Here is a 17,080-nt window from a genome sequence, read left to right as displayed (position 1 = left end):
TTAGAGCCTGTTACTCGGCAGAAATCTGCGCGTGGCGACGGGTTTCCGAAACGTTCAGTGGAAACACCTTGGCAGGGTTCAGCAGCCATTTGGGGTCAAAAACGTCCTTTACTGCCATCTGCGCTTCAAGATCGGCAGGCGCATATTGATGCGACATGAGATCCCTCTTCTCGATACCAACGCCGTGCTCACCGGTCAGACAACCGCCTTCGTCCACACATAATTTCAGAATTTCGGCCCCGAATGCCTCGCATTTTTCAAGATCACCCGCCTTGTTGGCATCGAAAAGGATCAGCGGATGCATGTTCCCATCCCCTGCGTGAAAAACGTTCCCGACAGGCAGACCGAATTCTTCACTCAACTCGCCGATACGGCGCAGCACCGTTGGCAGGGCCGACACCGGGATCGTACCGTCAAGGCACATGTAGTCGTTCAACTGCCCCATGGCGCCGAATGCGGATTTCCGGCCAAGCCATATTTTTGCGCTTTCTTCGGCTGACTGGCTTTCTCGCAACTCGACCGGGTTGTGGCGTTTGGCTATCTCGATGATTTTCGACAATTGATGGTCAATTTCGGCTTCCGACCCTTCCACTTCGGCAATCAACAGCGCATGGCAATCGGGGTATCCGGCGTGTGCAAAGTTTTCGCAGGCTTTTATGCACAGCGTGTCCATGAACTCGATCGCGACCGGCAGAATGCCCGATTTGATAATGTCAGAAACACACTGACCCGCGACTTCGTTGTCGTCGAACCCCATCAGAACCGGCCGCGCGCCTTCGGGTTTGCGCAGAATGCGCAGTGTTGCTTCGGTCACCACGCCCAACTGACCTTCCGAACCGCAAATGACGCCCAAAAGGTCCAGACCGGGCGCATCCAGATGCGCGCCGCCGATCTCGACGACACTGCCATCCATCATCACCATGGTCACGCCCAGAAGGTTGTTCGTTGTCACGCCATATTTCAGGCAATGCGCGCCGCCTGAATTCATCGCGATATTGCCGGCAATGGCGCATGCCAGTTGCGAGGAAGGATCAGGCGCATAAAAGAAATCCTCTTCCTCGACCGCGCCGGTGACGCTCAGGTTTGTGCGGCCCGTCTGCACCCTGATGAAACGGTTGTCATAGTCAACCTCCAGCACCTCATTCATCCGCGCGACGCCCAGAATGACGCAATCAGCCGTTGGCAATGCCCCACCGGCCAGCGACGTACCCGCACCGCGCGGCACGACCGGCACGCCCTCTTCATGGCAAATGCGCAAAACGTCCGAGACTTCCTGCGTGCTCGACGGCAACACGGCCAGCATCGGAGGGCATTTGTAGGCCGTCAGGGCATCGCACTCATAGGCTCGGGTTTCAGCCGGATCATGGATAATTGCCGTATCTGGCAAAACCCGCGACAGCCGCGAAACGATCGCGCTTTCCCGGTTCAGCACGTCCGGGCTTGGCTTTGGCATTTCCATGGCATCCCTCCCTTTGGTAAAATAATATTACCAATTTACCACTCTGGCAAGTTCCGATGTCCGGTCGTACTGTCGCGCCATGACCTGGATCGAACGTGCCGCCCTATTTTCCCCTCTGGATTATGCTGCCATTGCAATGTTGCTGGGTGCGTGGCTGTGGATCGGATGGAAGATCGAACACCCGTCACCACAGAAGCCGTCCGTCGCCCTTGTGATGGATGGCTACCGCCGCGACTGGATGCACGAGATGGTGACGCGCCAGCCACGGATGTTCGATGCGCAGGTCGTGGCTGCCATGCGGCAAGGCAGCACCTTTTTCGCTTCAACCACGATGATTGCCATCGGGGGTGGTCTGGCCCTGTTGGGCAATACCGAGCGATTGGCCGGGGTGGCGACGGATCTTGCCATCGGCAGCGCACCGGCGATGGTCTGGGAAATCAAGATACTTGTGGTTGTCCTGCTGCTGGCCAATGCTTTTCTGAAATACGTCTGGGCACATCGTCTTTTTGGGTATTGCGCCGTTTTGATGGCCTCGGTTCCAAACGATCCTGAAGACCCAAACGCCTATCCTCGGGCCGGTCAGGCGGCCGAGATCTGCGTGACCGCCGCCCGAAGCTTCAACCGCGGTCTGCGCGCCACCTATTTCGCCCTTGCTTCGCTGGCCTGGTTTCTCGGGCCGATGGCATTGGTGTTGGGCACAATGATCACATTCGGTGTCCTGTATCGCCGCGAGTTTGCATCGCATTCCCGCGCGATCCTCATGGCCCAAACGTCGAACACAGAGACGTGATCCCCAAGCGCGGCATTAAACCCTAGGTTCGAACCATGCGATATGTGATTCTCAGCGCCCTTCTGGCTGCACCTGCCCTTGCCGACCCGCCGACAATCGAACAGGTCCGCGCCAGTGCCACCGGTGACACATGGCGGTTCGACGTGACGATCCGGCATCCCGATACAGGCTGGGATCATTACGCCGACGGCTGGCGCGTTCTGGACATGGACGGGAATGAACTGGGAATGCGTGTGCTGCACCACCCGCATGAGACAGAGCAACCTTTTACCCGCTCGCTTGGCGGCGTGGTGATTCCGGAAAACGTTTCACAGGTGCAGATTCAGGCCCGGTGCAATGTGGATGGCTGGAACGAAGACACGACGTTGGTCGAACTAAACTAACCTTCAGAAAATCCCCATGGCAAGGCCCGCACCCAACGCGGCGCCGATCTCGCGACACCGATCCAGCTGATCTTCCGGAATGGTTTTTCGGGCCAGAATGGCCTCGGGCGTTTGCGCGTGCGTGCAGACAATCAGCGGCGACTGGACCTCTTTCAACCGCCAGCCAGTGGCGATCCGTGCGATCTGGCGGGCTGCATTCTCTCCGTCCGACCCGGCGCAAATCATCTGCGCATATGGGCGACCTTCGATCTGTCCAAGAACCGGGTAATAGCAGCGGTCGAAGAATTCCTTCATCAAGCCAGAGATCGCCGCCAGATTCTCTGGCGCGCAGAAGATGTAGCCGTCGGCGGCCAGCACATCCTCCGGCCCCGCCTGATCCGCAGGCACAAGCTCAACCTCGGTCTCTGCCCGTGCCGATTCAGCCGCCGCTTCGGCCATCTGCCGGGCACCACCTGTGCGCGAATGGTAAACGATCAGAAGCTGCGCCATGTCAGACCCGGTGATAGGGGCCACCTGACAGAATGGTCGCGGCCCGATACAGTTGCTCAGCCAGCATCACACGGACCAGCATATGAGGCCAGACCATCGACCCGAACGAGAGGGAAAAGTCGGCTTCGGCCCGCAAAGCAGGGTCTATTCCGTCCGCTCCGCCGATGATCAGCGCCAGATCCTGCCGCCCCGCATCGCGCCAACTACCCAGTTTCTTGGCAAAATCGGGCGAAGACATCACGCGCCCGCGTTCGTCCAGCGTACAGATCACCGCGCCCTTGGGCAGCGCCTTGCGCAGCAACGCGGCTTCGGCCCCCATGCCTGCGTTTTTCTTGTCCTCGACCTCGATCACCCGCGCGGGACCAATGCCCAAGCCACGGCCGGTCCGGTCAAAGCGGGTCAGGTAATCATCAAGCAGGGACTTCTCCGGTCCGGCGCGCAATCGCCCGACCGCAACTATGCTGATACGCATATCTCTCTCGCCTCCGGCCCCTCAATACGGGCCGGGATGGCGCCTCAGTTCGCCGAGGCGCTGCCGCCCTGAGGCAGCCACATCTTTTCCAGCTGGTAGAATTCGCGCACTTCGGGGCGGAAGATATGGACGATCACGTCGCCCGTATCGATCAGCACCCAATCGCCGGCATCCTTGCCTTCGACCTTCGAGGTGAAACCGAATTCCTGCTTGATGCGATCCGTCAGCTTTTCCGCCATGGCCGAGACCTGACGGGTCGACCGACCCGAAGCAATGACCATGTGATCCGCGACAGACGACTTGCCTTGCAGGTTGATCTGCACGACGTCTTCGGCCTTGTCATCGGAAAGTGAGGAAAGGATACGCTCAAGCAGCTTGTCGCTGATTGACTGAGAGTGGGCCATTACACCGGCCCCGTCTTCGGCGGGCAAACCCGCCTGTGTATGTAGTGACAGGACATAGTCCTCCTTTGCTGCGCGCCGTGAAACCCCGGCGCCGGGGTACTAATAAGGTAACAAGGGGAATGCAACATTTCAATGAAAGCGCGTCCGGCCCCGCGCAGGGTTGGTCACTCTTCTGCGATTTGTTGCATGTTTGCGTTTTCCGACAAAAGCCGAACCTCGCGCTGCGGGAAGGGGATCGAGATGCCTTCGTCCTGAAACGCATCCCACAGCGCAAGATAGACATTTCCCCTGATATTGGTCAGCCCTTTGGTCGGATCGCTGATCCAGAACCGCAGAACGTAATCCACGCTGCTGTCGCCAAAACCGGTGATATGGCAAACCGGTTCATGTTTTCCACCACTCAATACGCGGGTCACTGCCTTTACAGCTCGGATCGCCGTTGCGCGCACTTTGTGGGGGTCATCCTCATAGCTGGTGCCGAAATCCAGATCCAACCGCACGAATTTGTCGGAATGCGACCAGTTCACCACCTGGTTGGTAATCAGGTCCTCGTTCGGGATCAGGTATTCCCGCCCGTCCCGCGTGACAACCGAGACATAGCGTGCGCCCAGCGCATTGATCCAACCGAACGTATCGCCCAGCGAGATCACATCGCCTGGCTTGATCGACCGATCCATCAGGATAATGATCCCCGATATGAGGTTCGACACCACTTTTTGTAGGCCGAACCCGATGCCCACGCCGATCGCGCCCGACAACAGCGCAATGCCGGTCAGATCGAAGCCCAGCGTGCGGATCGCAGCCAGAAAGACCGCGCCATACAGCAGCACCTGAATTCCCTTGGCCAACAACACCTGCATGGACGGGGTGATGTCGTCATTGCTCTGCAATCCACGCTCGGCCGCGCGGGTGCCGATGCGGGCCAGCGTTAACAGGACTCCGATCAGCAGGATGGCCTTGAGAATGCCCAGCAAGGAAATATGCAGGTCACCGACGGAAATCGCGACCCCATCGAGGAATTCGGCCACGTCATCCGTCAGATTCAACGCAACAAGCGTTGCATAGACCCACATTGCCCACTTGAATATCCGTCGCAGCGTCCGGTTGCGGACAAGCCTCGCCACCAGTGCAATCGCCAGCCACGCAGTTGCCAGAGTTGCAATGATCCCAATGAGATAACTGCGCGACGGCCAGGTGACATGCTGCATAACCTGATACAAGAGCCAGGACAGCAGCACGAAATAGACCAGTGTCAGCCGCTGCATCAGCTGTACCATGGTGCGAAGCCGCCATTTCGGCCATCCGGTGCGGGCGCGCGTCCAGGCATCCCATCGCGGCTGTGTCAGAACTTTCAGAAGGAAAGCCAGCGCCCAAATGAAAAGGATGATGACCAACTGATACTGCCGCCAGCCCGGCGTAACCACCAACTCGACCAGTTCTTGAAGCTCGGAAGAGAACCCCGCGACCATGTTGTTGTAAAGGTCTGTCAGCGAGCTGGGGATCAGGTCTTGGTTCATACGCGCCTCCTGCACGGCAGCTTGGACAGCAATGCTGGGCGATGCAAGCCTGACACCGGTTTTGAACCTTGATTGCAGCAAAGGCGCGGTATATCTGAACCGCATGAGACTCAATGTGGCCCAAGAACAGAATCTGGAAGACCGCGCGCGTCTGCGCGAACGGTTCTTTGGGGCTGCCCGCACGGTCCTGGCGCGCCTACCCGTCGCCTGAGCCAACTCGCCAGCTATTTCTCATTACATACGGGAGAGGACACATGTCCCCCAAAACACTCTATGACAAGATCTGGGATGCCCATGTCGCGCACGAAGCCGATGATGGAACCTGCCTGCTGTATATCGACCGCCATCTGGTCCACGAGGTCACCAGCCCGCAGGCGTTCGAAGGCCTGCGCATGGCGGGCCGCAAGGTGCGCGCCCCAGAAAAGACTATTGCCGTGCCGGACCACAACGTTCCGACCACACCGGACCGGGTGAACGGGATCGAAAACCCCGAATCGCGCATTCAGGTCGAAGCGCTGGACAAGAACGCCCGGGATTTCGGCATTCACTATTACCCGGTGAATGACGTCCGTCAGGGCATCGTGCACATCGTCGGCCCCGAACAAGGCTGGACCCTGCCGGGCATGACCGTCGTCTGCGGCGACAGCCATACCGCCACGCATGGCGCATTCGGCGCATTGGCCCACGGCATCGGCACGTCCGAGGTCGAACACGTTCTGGCCACGCAGACCCTGATCCAGAAGAAATCCAAGAACATGAAGGTGGAAATCACCGGTAAATTGCAGCCGGGCGTGACCGCCAAGGATATCACCCTGGCCGTGATCGGCGAAACCGGCACCGCCGGCGGCACCGGCTATGTCATCGAGTATTGCGGTGAAGCCATCCGCAACCTGTCGATGGAAGGCCGCATGACCGTCTGCAACATGGCCATCGAAGGCGGCGCACGCGCAGGGCTGATTGCACCGGATGAGACCACGTTCGAATATGTCAAAGGCCGTCCGCATGCGCCGAAAGGTGCGCAGTGGGAAGCCGCGATGAATTGGTGGAAAACACTCTACACCGACGAAGGCGCGCATTTCGACAAGGTTGTCACAATTCGTGGCGAAGACATCGCGCCTGTCGTCACCTGGGGCACTAGCCCCGAGGATGTTCTGCCGATCACGGCAACCGTGCCGCACCCCGAGGATTTCGAAGGCGGCAAGGTCGAGGCGGCCCGCCGGTCAATCGAGTATATGGGTCTGAAAGCCGGTCAGAAGCTGAGCGATGTCGAGATTGACACCGTCTTTATCGGGTCCTGCACCAACGGACGTATTGAAGACCTGCGTGCCGCGGCCGAGATCCTGAAAGGCAAGAAGATCAAGGACGGTATGCGCGCCATGGTCGTGCCGGGTTCGGGGCTGGTCCGCGCTCAGGCCGAAGAAGAAGGCCTTGCCGACATCTTCAAAGAGGCCGGGTTCGAATGGCGTCTGGCAGGCTGTTCGATGTGCCTGGCGATGAACCCCGACCAGTTGCAACCGGGCGAACGCTGTGCCGCCACCTCGAACCGCAACTTCGAAGGCCGTCAGGGCCGGGGCGGGCGCACACATCTGCTGAGCCCGGCAATGGCTGCCGCAGCGGCAATCACGGGACGGCTGACAGACGTCCGTGAATTGATGTAAGGTGCCCTCATATCTAGATATTTGAGGGATTGAACAAATGAGTGACTGGGTCAAATGGCTCCTGCTGGGGCTTCTATCAATTGCGTTCGGCGTCTTTGCGCTGGGCAATGCGATTGCGGCTTCGCTTGCCGTAACGGTCGTAACCGGTGCGCTGCTGCTGATTGCAGGCGCGATGCAAGTGGTCGGCGGTTTCACCGTCGAAGGCACAGGCAACAAGATTCTGTCACTTATCATGGGTGCGGTCATGCTGTTCCTGGGCTGGTCCTTTCTGGATCACCCGCTACAGGGAACACTGACGCTGGCAACCGTGATGCTGATCCTGTTCATGGCAGGCGGCATCGCGCGGGTCATTCTGTCGTTCCAGATGAAAGGAACACAGTTTTTCTGGCCCACGATGATCTCGGGCATCTTGTCGATCATCCTCGCAGGTATCATCTGGTCTTATGCAAGCAGCGAACCCGCCGCTTTGCTGAGCCTTCTGGGTATCCTGCTGGGCATCGAGATGCTGTTCAACGGGTTCGGATTGGTGTTCATGGCGTTCTTCGTCAAGAACGCACCCAATGACGAAACAACAGAAGCGAAAGAAGCTTAATCGCGGGATACGGGCGCGGCCCTCTCCTGCAGGAGTGCAGACATGGAAAAGTTTGAAAAAGTCCACGGGGTGGCCGCCCCGATGCCACTGATCAATATCGACACCGATATGATCATTCCCAAAGTGCATCTGAAAACCATCAAACGGTCCGGCCTTGGCGTCGTGCTGTTTGATGAAATGCGCTATCATGATGACGGGCAGGAGAACGAAGAGTTCGTCCTGAACAAACCCGCCTATCGCGAGGCCGAAATTCTGGTCGCCGGCGACAATTTCGGCTGCGGCTCGTCGCGCGAACACGCTCCCTGGGCGATCAAGGATTTCGGCATCAAGGTCGTGATCTCGACCAGCTTTGCCGACATCTTTTTCAACAACTGCTTCAAGAACGGCATCCTGCCGATCGTGGTCGAGGAAGAACACCACGCGATCCTGATGGAAGACGCACATAAGGGTGAGAATGCCCGCATGACCGTGCACCTGGAAGATCAGCAGATCACCACTTCGGATGGGGTCGTGATCGAATTCGACATCGATCCGCACCGCAAGCACTGTCTGCTGAACGGTCTGGACGATATCGGTCTGACCATGGAGAAAGACCACCACATCGACAAATTCGAGGATCACGCAAGTCAGGCCCGCCCCTGGGTGTAAGGCCTTAGCCGATTCTTTGGATACTCAACCTAACGGGGTCGCCAAGGCGGCTCCGTTCTCATTCTTGGGGTTGAATTTACCAGAACCACAACATCTTGGTCTCATATTGAGATACACGTCGGATTTGCGTCGAAAATGATGCAATCCCGCACCAGTTGCGCCATCATTTTGCCCGAAATCACGTGTTTTCTGCACCCTGTCTTGAGCGAAATGCCGCTTATCGTCCATGTTGGCGCTAAAGAGGCATCCGTCAAAAAACTCGAGACGATGGGCACAAGTTGGAATGTAAGTCGGCGAAGATCGACTTATCCGGTTTGAAAAAGGGTTCGGATAGTGATTGCGCGCACAACAGGGGCGGCGATACGCGGAATACTTGTGGCACTGATGGTGCTGACACCCGCGTTGTACCTGCCTGTATCATCGACGAACGGGACCGAGATTCTGGTCTTCCTCGCGATTCTCGCGTTCATCCTGACATTCGCCGAGTACAATTCCGCCTTTCCCAGCTTTATTGAATTTCGCGATGCGCCGCCGGTGAACCGTCTGCGGTTTGTCGGGCTGATGTCGATGGTCACCTTTCTGACCCTGGTTTGCAAAAACGCCTATGAGCCGACTGAGCTGACCGCGTTCGCCTACACCGCGGGCCTGGCCGTTGCGAATGTCGCGGACTTTCCCTATTCTCCGGTTCGGTTGATCGTGCTGATGCTGCCCTTGGATGCGGGCCAGCCGTTGATCGAATTGGTTCGGATCGCAGCCAGTGTGGCCTATGTGGCCGCCTTGGTCACCGTCGCCAGCTTTGCCTATGCGGTCAAAGTGCGTGGCTGGCCCACGGGCAATGGCGCCTTCAACGTGTGGACCAATCTACCGTTGTTTGATCCCACCAAGGGCGGCGATGTCGTTACCCGCCTGCAACGCGATGGTCGCCTGAATATCTGTATTGGCGTTCTGCTTCCCTTTCTCATTCCGGCTGTCATCAAGCTCATGAGCAGCGTCGTCGCCCCGATCTCGCTGAGCAATCCGCAAACGTTGATCTGGACCATGTGCGCCTGGGCCTTCCTGCCCGCCAGCATGATCATGCGCGGGATGGCGACGCTTCGCATCGCGGGTCTGATCGTGGAAAAGCGCCGCGCCTATTCGACAAGCGAGACAACGCAAGCCGCATGATCCGTGCCCTTGCCCTGCTGCTGCTGCCTTTATCGGCACAGGCAGAGGTGTATCGCATCGCCACCTACAACACTGAACTCAGCAGAAACGGCCCCGGCCTGCTGCTGCGCGACATTCAGCGGGATGATGCGCAGGTTGAAGCCGTTGTCGAGGTCATTGCCGCGGCGCGACCTGATGTCATTGCCCTGCAAGGCATCGACTGGGATCTCGAAGGCGCAGCCCTGAGCGCCCTGTCCAAAAAACTGCGCGAGGCGGGCCTGGATTTCCCCTATCACTTTTCCGCCCAACCAAATGCAGGGTTGGAAACGCCGCTGGATCTGGATGGTGATGGCAAAACGCAAGGCCCCGGCGACGCGCAGGGCTGGGGGAAGTTCACCGGCCACGGAGGGGTGGCGGTGTTGTCCCGTTTCGAAATCATGACCGATGACGTTCAGGATTACACCGATCTGCGGTGGAAAGACCTGCCTGGGGCTGCTTTGCCACGCAAGGATGGGCTCCCCTTCCCGTCTCAAGCTGCGCACGACATTCAGCGCCTGTCCTCGACCGTGCATTGGGTGCTTCCGATCGAAACCCCGCAGGGGCGATTCAGCCTGATGACCTTTCACGCTGCCCCACCGGTTTTTGACGGACCCGAGGATCGCAACGGTCTGCGCAACAGGGATGAGATTCGCCTGTGGTCGGTTTTTCTGAATGGCGGTCTGGGGCCAGTTCCTCAAGGCCCCTTCGTGATAGCCGCGGACGCCAATCTCGACCCGAGCCGCGGAGAAGGCCACAAACAGGCCATTCGCGCGCTTTTGACCGATCCCAAGGTGCAGGACCCGATACCAAAGGATCCATCGGGGTCATCAGCAACGGTCGAATGGAAAGCCACCGGGGAAATGCGCGTTGACTATGTGTTGCCGTCCAGTGATCTGCAGATCTTGGAAACCGGCATTGTCTGGCCCGTGGAAGGTGACACGCTGTACGACAGTGCCCGACGCGCCAGCAGGCATCGACTGGTCTGGGTTGACATAACCCTACCCTAGAACCTCGCCCCTGTTCCCGGTTGTTGGCGACGAAGCGGCACGTTGGGGCGGAATGGCGGAACGCAAGGCATCCTCTAGCTTCGTTTTAGAAAACGAGGCCAGCAATTCATTCATATAGCCGCCATCCAATTGATGCGGCACGTGCCAGAGGTACCGCATCTCGATCAAATGAGGGGCCATGCTCCAGAACGGGCGGGCCAATTGCAGAGGCCACCATTTCATGCGCCGCACTGCAACCGGCCGGCCGGTGACTTGCGAAAGCGATTCAGCAATCTGCGTCCCGGTCAAAGTGTACCCTTCAAATGGAACATCGCAAAAACGGGGAAGGTCTTGCCGCATCTCAGCCAGCGCGACGGCGGCGCGGGCCAGATCAGGCAGAAAGGCCCAAGCGTGCGGCGCGTGCGGATCGCCGGGGTAAACGAACTGACCGCGCGAAAGACGCTTGATCATGACCTGATCGAACCAGTTTCCGGATGCATTGGTGTCGATGAAATCCCCGGCGCGCAAAAGGATGGTGTGCACGGTTGACGCGCGATAGGCCTCTTCCATCTCGATCCGAACCCGGCCCAGAGGGTTGGTGGCCTGATGCGGAGTCCCGCCCAACCATGGACCCGGCGTATTTTCACCAAATACGTAGACATTGCCCGGCACGATCACGGTCGCCCCCGTATCTGAGGCCGCATCTATCACCCGTTTGGTCAGCACCGGCACATCGCGTGCCCAATCGGGATAGGGCGGGTTCCATCCGTTCACGATGACGTCCACGCCGCGCGCCGCCTGTGACAGCGAATCAGACCTGCGGTCAAATTCTGTCACGTCCCAGCCCGCGCGCCTGAACGCCAGGGCTGCGTTGCGTCCAAAACGACCTGTTGCGCCCAGTACCAGTGCAGATTGTGCCATGTTTGCCTCCTGACTGAGATCAATCTAGCCATTCACTTCGCGCAAGGAATTGCCGCAATTCGCAGAACGTGTATTCATTTCTGAATGGACAAAGCTCTGACACATGCAGATTGGTCTCTGATCCAATGCTTTCTGGCCGTGGCCGAGACGGGATCGCTGTCCGCCGCCGCACGGCATCTAAATCGCAGCCAACCCACTTTAGGGCGGCAGGTCCAAAACCTCGAGGACGAGCTGGGTGTCTCTCTTTTCGATCGCCACGCGCGTGGTCTGAAGCTCAGCGAAGCGGGTTCACAGCTTTTGCCGATGGCCCAGCAGATGCACAGCGCCATGACCGCGTTCAGTCTTGCCGCTGCTGGGCAATCGCAACAGCTTGAAGGTTCGGTGCGCATCACCGCATCCGTCTTTGCCTCGCATCACCTGCTGCCACCGATACTGGCGTCCATCCGCAAGCAGGAGCCCACGATCCAGCTTGAACTGGTGGCCACTGACACCACCGAGAATCTGCTTTATCGCGAGGCGGATATCGCCGTGCGGATGTATCGTCCTGCGCAGGTGGATCTCATTTCCCGCTATCTCGGGGATGTGCCGCTGTGCTTTTGTGCGGCAAAGTCCTATCTGGACCGGAAGGGGCGCCCCAAGACACCCGAGGAACTGTTTACGCATGATCTGGTGGGGTTTGACGCGAACCAGGAGATCATCAAAGCCATGCGTGAAAAGGGATGGCCAGCCAGCCGCGACAGTTTTGCCACCCGCTGTGACCTGCAAAGCGCCTATTGGGAACTGATCCGGGCGGGCTGTGGCATAGGCTTCAGCCAGGTACAGGTTGCCCAAGCCGACCCCGACGTGGAAATCCTGCCGCTGGATGTAGACATCCCGATTCTACCCGTGTGGCTGGCCGCACCTCAGGCCATGCGCCAGACCCCGCGCATCCGCAGGGTCTGGGATTTGTTGGCAGAAGGGCTCAAAGCCGCTCTTTGAGGGTCAAAGCGGACCGGTATAAGTTCCACGCGCGGGATAGTTGTTGCCCAATGTGAATTTCAAACCACCCGCAATATCCGACATGGACGGGCGACCGAAAGGCGTGGTCTGTTGCCACGCATAGTACAGCGTGCGGTCGGGTGTGATGTAGAAATGCCCCGGCTCTGCGAACAGATCCGGTTCGGCGCTGCCTTCGCGCTTGGTCGAGATGTTAAGACCCCAATCATCCCGCGCAGCGGACAGGGGAAGGCTGTGGCCCACACGCAGGCGCGACGCTCCGGCTTTTTCGGCGGCTTCCGCTGCGCGCTCGGCTGTATCGGTGGTGATCATGATAACCTCGACGCCCAGCGCCGCGAAGTCATCCAGCGCCGCTTCGACCTCGGCCATCTGCTTGATGCAGATCGGGCAATGCAGCCCGCGATATTGAATCACCAGCGTCCCGTTTTCGCCCTTGTCCGCGTCAAGATCGAAGCTGCCATGGGCAACAGTTTCGATTTTCAGCGCAGGAACCGGATTTCCAGGAGTCAGCATGTGTTTTCCTTCTGTTTTGGCAGGTTCGTCTCATTGACCCGATGCAACGCAGACGCTAGGCCCTGTGCAACAAAACGCAAGGAGACCCTTCATGTCCAACCCTTCGCTCCTTATCCTGCCCGGAGACGGAATTGGCCCGGAAGTCATGGCCGAAGTGCGCAGAATCATCGATTGGTTCGGCGCCAATCGCGGTCTTCAATTTGACGTGAGCGAGGATCTGGTCGGCGGTGCCGCCTATGACGCCCACGGCAAGCCTCTGTCCGATGAGACGATGGCCAAGGCGCAAGAGGTCGACGCGGTTCTGCTGGGCGCCGTTGGCGGACCGAAATACGACGATCTGGATTTCAGCCTCAAGCCCGAGCGCGGCCTGCTGCGCCTGCGCAAGGAAATGGACCTGTATTCGAACCTGCGCCCGGCCCAGTGCTTTGACGCGCTGGCTGACTTCTCGTCGCTGAAGAAAGACATCGTTGCCGGTCTGGATATCATGATCGTGCGCGAACTGACCTCGGGCGTCTACTTCGGTGAACCGCGCGGCATCTTCGAGGAAGGCAATGAACGCGTCGGCATCAACACCCAGCGTTACACCGAATCCGAGATTGAACGCGCCGCACGCTCGGCCTTTGAACTGGCGATGCGCCGGAACAAAAAGCTGTGCTCGATGGAAAAAGCCAACGTGATGGAATCGGGTATCCTGTGGCGCGAAGTGGTCAACCGTGTTGCCGCTGACTACCCCGAAGTTGAGCTGAGCCATATGTATGCCGACAACGGTGCCATGCAGCTGGTGCGCGCGCCGAAACAGTTCGACGTGATCCTGACCGACAACCTGTTCGGTGACATCCTGTCCGACTGCGCCGCGATGCTGACCGGGTCTCTGGGTATGCTGCCGTCGGCATCGCTGGGCGCGCCGATGGCCAATGGACGCCCCAAGGCGATGTACGAGCCCGTACACGGATCCGCCCCCGATATCGCGGGTCAGGGCAAAGCCAACCCGATCGCCTGCATTCTCAGCTTTGCGATGGCTCTGCGCTACAGCTTTGATCAGGGTGAGGAAGCGGATCGGCTGGAAGCTGCGATCGAGAAGGTTCTGGCCGACGGCGTTCGCACCGGCGACCTGCTTGCGGATGAGGGCGTTCAGCCCGTCTCGACCAGCGAAATGGGCGACGCGATCCTATCTGCATTGGACGCAAGCGTCTAAGCAACGAAAGTAAGAAATAACAAAAGGCGGTGCACCGGGCACCGCCTTTTTTTGTTCTGTCGTTTTCGAGATTGCCTTAGTTGCCGCCGAAAATGTTCTTCAGCAGATTGTTGATGTCATTGGCAAAACCTCCGCGCTTTCGGCGGGGCTGCGGCTGGGCAACCTGAACCGGTGGTTCCGGCGCCATCATCGGCAAGGGCGTGGGCGTCATGCCCTCGGTCACGCGCAGCATGGTTTCTTTCCAGATCTCGGCCGGCAAGCCACCACCGGTCACGCCGGACAAGGGCGTGTTGTCATCATACCCCATCCAGACCCCGGTCACATAATCCGCCGTGAACCCGATGAACCACGCATCGCGCGCGGCCTGGGTCGTGCCGGTCTTGCCCGCCACCTGCCAGCCGGGCAATTTGGCCCGCCCGCCGGTTCCTTCAGAGACCACGCGCTCCATCATCCAGGTCAGTTGTTTGGCAGCCCTTTCATTGATCACCCTCTCGCCAATACCGGTCGTCGTGACCATGACGGGTGTTTCGTCGCCCAGCAGCTTCAGTTCGGTCAGCCCATAAGGTTCAACCTGTGACCCACCATTCAGGATGCCTGCATAAGCCCCGGTCATCTCGATCAACGTGCTTTCAGATGCACCAAGCGCCAGCGCAGGCCCCTGTGCCAGGTCGCTGGCAATCCCAAAGCCGCTGGCGACCGTCCGAACATTGTCCAGGCCGGAAATCTCGGCCACTTTCACCGCCGGTATGTTCAGCGAGTTTTTCAGCGCATCCGCCAAAGTCACCCGCCCATAATACTTGTTGGTGTAGTTCTTGGGGCACCACTGGCCTGACCCCGGAATATCGACGCAATAGGGTTCATCCATCACCGTATCCAGCGGCGAATATCCAAGTTCCAGCGCGGTGGCGTAAACGAATGGCTTGAACGATGACCCTGTCTGTCGCAACGCCTGCGTCGCCCGGTTGAACGCGCCAGACACGCGTGTCTTGCGCCCACCAACCATCGCGCGCACCGCACCGTCGGCCGACATCACCACAATGGCCGCCTGCGCCTTTGATCCTTCGCGCACTTTTTCCTGAAAGATGAACTTCAGCGCCTCTTCCGCAGAGGTCTGAATGCGCTGATCCAAGGTGGTCCGGATCACCACATCTTCGGTCGTGTTGCGGGTAAAGAACTCGGGCCCGCTGGCCATGACCCAATCTGCAAAATACCCCCCGGCCCGCGCAGCCGCCGCCTCGGACAGTTGGGCCGGGCGCGCCCGGGCTTCGCTGGCCTGCGCAGCGGTCAGATAGCCCTGATCCTCCATCAGACCGATTACAAGGCGGGCCCGGTCCTGCGACCGTTGCAGATTGTTCGTCGGCGCATAGCGCGTGGGCGCAACCAACAGCCCGGCCAACATAGCTGCCTCGGCCGGCGAGACTTCGGCGGCGGACTTGCCAAAGTACCGCTGGCTTGCGGCCTCGAACCCGCGCGCGCCTGCACCAAGGAAAGCCCGGTTCAGGTAGATCGTCAGAACCTCATCCTTGGAGTATTTCACCTCCATTGCCATTGCATAAATGGCCTCTTTGGCCTTGCGCCACAGCGATCCCTGACGGCAATCGGCTTCATAGGCGGCCTCTGATTCCCATTCTGTCGGATCATAAGGCACGCCCAGACACAGCAGTTTGGCCGTTTGCTGCGTTATGGTTGACCCGCCATGCCCGGACAACGGGCCGCGCCCTTCGCTCAGGTTGATGCGCACGGCGCTTGCCACACCGCGCGGGCTGACCCCGAAATGGCGATAGAACCGTTTGTCCTCGGTCGCGATGACGGCGTTTTTCAGATGCGGCGACACCGTATCAGCAGTGATCACCCCGCCAAACTGGTCGCCCCGCCAGGCAAACACTTTGCCGTCGCGGTCCAGCAGCGTGACAGACCCGCGCGCACGGCCGTCCAACAAGGCATCCAACTCAGGCAACGAGGAATAGACGACACCCACCGCCAAGGCGATCAGGATGGCCACGACCGCTCCGACGCGCCAGGTCAGACCCCAGACCATCCGCCAGACCCAGCGGAAAAAACGACGCAAGATGCCGCCGCCTTTGCCCCCCGATCTTTTGCGCGTCTTTTTGCGCGCAGTTTTGCGTGAGGTGGTTTTGCGAGCCGTCGCCTTCTTGCCCGCCGGGCGCTTGGATGCCGACGGTTTACGACCCTTTGACGGGTACCTTTTATCCGCAACCAATTTCGGCTTGCGTCGCTTGGACTCAGTCATGCTCAAACTCTGCCCGGGTTTTCTTTTGCGCCACCATACCCCGGTGATCTGAGTATGTAGAGGTCCGAATTTCCGAAATTTCCCCTCACAATACTGCCTATTATTTAATCAGCGTGCCTATTTTGTGCAAATAATGTGCAACTTTTCGCCGTTTGGCGATCCTTTGGCCCTCAAGAGCCGTTTCTTACCACGATCAGTCGCGCATTTTTCTGCAGGTGCAAACAAACCGGTTCCACCGGAGAACCAGAGGGGAAAGACGTGAAACTGATCATTGCGACAATCAAGCCGTTCAAGCTGGAGGAGGTGCGCGAAGCACTGACCGAAGCCGGCGTGCGCGGCATGATGGTAACCGAGATCAAGGGCTTCGGCTCGCAATCCGGCCACACCGAAATCTATCGGGGGGCCGAATACGCGGTGAACTTCGTGCCCAAGATCAAGCTGGAAATCGTGGTGCCTGCCGCGATGACCGACCAGATCGTCGAGACCATCACCAAAACCGCCAAGACCGGAAAGATCGGCGACGGCAAGATTTTCGTCCTCGATGTCGAGCAGGCGCTGCGCGTGCGGACCGGGGAAACCAACGAAGAGGCGCTGTAGGCGCCGCGACCGACAATCATTCGAGGA

General features: G+C 59.0%; 19 protein-coding genes. 11 read left to right on the top strand and 8 right to left on the bottom strand.

Features of this window, described 5'->3' with window-relative positions; translation table 11 throughout:
* Positions 1 to 10: 10 nt before the first annotated feature.
* Positions 11 to 1,459, bottom strand: coding sequence for an FAD-linked oxidase C-terminal domain-containing protein (locus tag GOW60_RS17315; protein ID WP_171230256.1), 1,449 nt, complete (start codon positions 1,457 to 1,459; stop codon positions 11 to 13).
* A 79-nt stretch (positions 1,460 to 1,538) separates the two neighbouring features.
* Between GOW60_RS17315 and GOW60_RS17310 the strand changes: the two genes are divergently transcribed.
* On the top strand, positions 1,539 to 2,249 hold the full coding sequence (locus GOW60_RS17310) for a DUF599 domain-containing protein (protein WP_171230255.1): 711 nt from the start codon (positions 1,539 to 1,541) through the stop codon (positions 2,247 to 2,249).
* Positions 2,250 to 2,284: 35 nt separating this feature from the next.
* Positions 2,285 to 2,632 carry a hypothetical protein gene (locus GOW60_RS17305; protein WP_171230254.1) on the top strand — a complete coding sequence of 116 codons (348 nt, stop codon included), beginning with the start codon at positions 2,285 to 2,287 and terminating at the stop codon, positions 2,630 to 2,632.
* A gap of 3 nt (positions 2,633 to 2,635) precedes the next feature.
* On the opposite strand, the gene GOW60_RS17300 is transcribed toward GOW60_RS17305, so the two are convergent.
* The 4 genes from GOW60_RS17300 to GOW60_RS17285 all read right to left on the bottom strand — a co-directional run bounded on the left by GOW60_RS17300 (position 2,636) and on the right by GOW60_RS17285 (position 5,514).
* Positions 2,636 to 3,121 carry a flavodoxin family protein gene (locus GOW60_RS17300; RefSeq protein WP_171230253.1) on the bottom strand — a complete coding sequence of 162 codons (486 nt, stop codon included), beginning with the start codon at positions 3,119 to 3,121 and terminating at the stop codon, positions 2,636 to 2,638.
* A 1-nt stretch (position 3,122) separates the two neighbouring features.
* The gene (gene rlmH, locus GOW60_RS17295; protein WP_171230252.1) at positions 3,123 to 3,593 is read right to left on the bottom strand and encodes a 23S rRNA (pseudouridine(1915)-N(3))-methyltransferase RlmH; all 471 of its coding nucleotides are present in this window, start codon (positions 3,591 to 3,593) and stop codon (positions 3,123 to 3,125) included.
* A 44-nt stretch (positions 3,594 to 3,637) separates the two neighbouring features.
* Positions 3,638 to 3,997, bottom strand: a complete 360-nt coding sequence (rsfS, locus tag GOW60_RS17290; protein WP_058276550.1) for a ribosome silencing factor — start codon at positions 3,995 to 3,997, stop codon at positions 3,638 to 3,640.
* A 164-nt stretch (positions 3,998 to 4,161) separates the two neighbouring features.
* Entirely contained in the window at positions 4,162 to 5,514 is a 1,353-nt protein-coding gene (locus GOW60_RS17285; protein ID WP_171230251.1) for a mechanosensitive ion channel family protein, read from the bottom strand.
* A 31-nt stretch (positions 5,515 to 5,545) separates the two neighbouring features.
* On the opposite strand from GOW60_RS17285, the gene GOW60_RS21200 reads away from it, so the two are divergent.
* From GOW60_RS21200 to GOW60_RS17255, 6 genes are all read left to right on the top strand, one after another.
* On the top strand, positions 5,546 to 5,725 hold the full coding sequence (locus GOW60_RS21200) for a hypothetical protein (protein WP_254442760.1): 180 nt from the start codon (positions 5,546 to 5,548) through the stop codon (positions 5,723 to 5,725).
* Positions 5,726 to 5,768: 43 nt separating this feature from the next.
* Positions 5,769 to 7,172 (top strand): 3-isopropylmalate dehydratase large subunit, encoded by a 1,404-nt coding sequence (gene leuC, locus GOW60_RS17275; RefSeq protein WP_152459723.1) that lies wholly within the window; start codon positions 5,769 to 5,771, stop codon positions 7,170 to 7,172.
* A gap of 37 nt (positions 7,173 to 7,209) precedes the next feature.
* Positions 7,210 to 7,764, top strand: coding sequence for an HdeD family acid-resistance protein (locus GOW60_RS17270; RefSeq protein ID WP_171230250.1), 555 nt, complete (start codon positions 7,210 to 7,212; stop codon positions 7,762 to 7,764).
* Positions 7,765 to 7,806: 42 nt separating this feature from the next.
* On the top strand, positions 7,807 to 8,412 hold the full coding sequence (leuD, locus tag GOW60_RS17265; RefSeq protein WP_171206408.1) for a 3-isopropylmalate dehydratase small subunit: 606 nt from the start codon (positions 7,807 to 7,809) through the stop codon (positions 8,410 to 8,412).
* Between the two features lie 333 nt (positions 8,413 to 8,745).
* Positions 8,746 to 9,576, top strand: coding sequence for a hypothetical protein (locus GOW60_RS17260; protein WP_152459720.1), 831 nt, complete (start codon positions 8,746 to 8,748; stop codon positions 9,574 to 9,576).
* Positions 9,573 to 10,601, top strand: a complete 1,029-nt coding sequence (locus tag GOW60_RS17255) for an endonuclease/exonuclease/phosphatase family protein (RefSeq protein WP_171230249.1) — start codon at positions 9,573 to 9,575, stop codon at positions 10,599 to 10,601. Before GOW60_RS17260 ends, GOW60_RS17255 begins: the two co-directional genes overlap by 4 nt.
* Here GOW60_RS17255 and GOW60_RS17250 read toward each other — a convergent pair.
* Positions 10,593 to 11,501, bottom strand: coding sequence for an epimerase (locus GOW60_RS17250; protein WP_171230248.1), 909 nt, complete (start codon positions 11,499 to 11,501; stop codon positions 10,593 to 10,595). The two genes, GOW60_RS17255 and GOW60_RS17250, sit on opposite strands and share 9 nt — an antisense overlap.
* An 84-nt stretch (positions 11,502 to 11,585) precedes the next feature.
* Between GOW60_RS17250 and GOW60_RS17245 the strand changes: the two genes are divergently transcribed.
* The gene (locus tag GOW60_RS17245; protein ID WP_152459717.1) at positions 11,586 to 12,479 is read left to right on the top strand and encodes a LysR family transcriptional regulator; all 894 of its coding nucleotides are present in this window, start codon (positions 11,586 to 11,588) and stop codon (positions 12,477 to 12,479) included.
* 3 nt (positions 12,480 to 12,482) lie between these two features.
* Here GOW60_RS17245 and GOW60_RS17240 read toward each other — a convergent pair whose 3' ends face one another.
* Complete coding sequence (locus tag GOW60_RS17240; protein ID WP_152459716.1) at positions 12,483 to 13,010, bottom strand: redoxin domain-containing protein; 528 nt, start codon at positions 13,008 to 13,010, stop codon at positions 12,483 to 12,485.
* A 91-nt stretch (positions 13,011 to 13,101) separates the two neighbouring features.
* Between GOW60_RS17240 and leuB the strand changes: the two genes are divergently transcribed.
* Entirely contained in the window at positions 13,102 to 14,205 is a 1,104-nt protein-coding gene (gene leuB / locus GOW60_RS17235) for a 3-isopropylmalate dehydrogenase (RefSeq protein WP_152459715.1), read from the top strand.
* A 76-nt stretch (positions 14,206 to 14,281) separates the two neighbouring features.
* Here leuB and GOW60_RS17230 read toward each other — a convergent pair whose 3' ends face one another.
* On the bottom strand, positions 14,282 to 16,456 hold the full coding sequence (locus GOW60_RS17230) for a transglycosylase domain-containing protein (RefSeq protein ID WP_171230247.1): 2,175 nt from the start codon (positions 16,454 to 16,456) through the stop codon (positions 14,282 to 14,284).
* A 258-nt stretch (positions 16,457 to 16,714) separates the two neighbouring features.
* On the opposite strand from GOW60_RS17230, the gene GOW60_RS17225 reads away from it, so the two are divergent.
* Positions 16,715 to 17,053, top strand: coding sequence for a P-II family nitrogen regulator (locus GOW60_RS17225; RefSeq protein ID WP_152459713.1), 339 nt, complete (start codon positions 16,715 to 16,717; stop codon positions 17,051 to 17,053).
* The last annotated feature ends 27 nt before the right edge of the window (positions 17,054 to 17,080 follow it).

It is taken from the genome of Ruegeria sp. HKCCA4008 (assembly GCF_013033125.1).
GTDB lineage: Bacteria > Pseudomonadota > Alphaproteobacteria > Rhodobacterales > Rhodobacteraceae > Ruegeria.
Note: the sequence above shows the minus strand (reverse complement) of the source record. Positions and strands in the feature narration are given on the sequence as shown.

Bases quoted from the DNA above. Each gene is read 5' to 3' on its own strand.
- GOW60_RS17315 (WP_171230256.1), bottom strand. From the start codon at position 1,459: ATGGAAATGCCAAAGCCAAGCCCGGACGTGCTGAACCGGGAAAGCGCG.
- GOW60_RS17310 (WP_171230255.1), top strand. From the start codon at position 1,539: ATGACCTGGATCGAACGTGCCGCCCTATTTTCCCCTCTGGATTATGCT.
- GOW60_RS17305 (WP_171230254.1), top strand. From the start codon at position 2,285: ATGCGATATGTGATTCTCAGCGCCCTTCTGGCTGCACCTGCCCTTGCC.
- GOW60_RS17300 (WP_171230253.1), bottom strand. From the start codon at position 3,121: ATGGCGCAGCTTCTGATCGTTTACCATTCGCGCACAGGTGGTGCCCGG.
- rlmH (WP_171230252.1), bottom strand. From the start codon at position 3,593: ATGCGTATCAGCATAGTTGCGGTCGGGCGATTGCGCGCCGGACCGGAG.
- rsfS (WP_058276550.1), bottom strand. From the start codon at position 3,997: ATGGCCCACTCTCAGTCAATCAGCGACAAGCTGCTTGAGCGTATCCTT.
- GOW60_RS17285 (WP_171230251.1), bottom strand. From the start codon at position 5,514: ATGAACCAAGACCTGATCCCCAGCTCGCTGACAGACCTTTACAACAAC.
- GOW60_RS21200 (WP_254442760.1), top strand. From the start codon at position 5,546: ATGCTGGGCGATGCAAGCCTGACACCGGTTTTGAACCTTGATTGCAGC.
- leuC (WP_152459723.1), top strand. From the start codon at position 5,769: ATGTCCCCCAAAACACTCTATGACAAGATCTGGGATGCCCATGTCGCG.
- GOW60_RS17270 (WP_171230250.1), top strand. From the start codon at position 7,210: ATGAGTGACTGGGTCAAATGGCTCCTGCTGGGGCTTCTATCAATTGCG.
- leuD (WP_171206408.1), top strand. From the start codon at position 7,807: ATGGAAAAGTTTGAAAAAGTCCACGGGGTGGCCGCCCCGATGCCACTG.
- GOW60_RS17255 (WP_171230249.1), top strand. From the start codon at position 9,573: ATGATCCGTGCCCTTGCCCTGCTGCTGCTGCCTTTATCGGCACAGGCA.
- GOW60_RS17250 (WP_171230248.1), bottom strand. From the start codon at position 11,501: ATGGCACAATCTGCACTGGTACTGGGCGCAACAGGTCGTTTTGGACGC.
- GOW60_RS17245 (WP_152459717.1), top strand. From the start codon at position 11,586: ATGGACAAAGCTCTGACACATGCAGATTGGTCTCTGATCCAATGCTTT.
- GOW60_RS17240 (WP_152459716.1), bottom strand. From the start codon at position 13,010: ATGCTGACTCCTGGAAATCCGGTTCCTGCGCTGAAAATCGAAACTGTT.
- leuB (WP_152459715.1), top strand. From the start codon at position 13,102: ATGTCCAACCCTTCGCTCCTTATCCTGCCCGGAGACGGAATTGGCCCG.
- GOW60_RS17230 (WP_171230247.1), bottom strand. From the start codon at position 16,456: ATGACTGAGTCCAAGCGACGCAAGCCGAAATTGGTTGCGGATAAAAGG.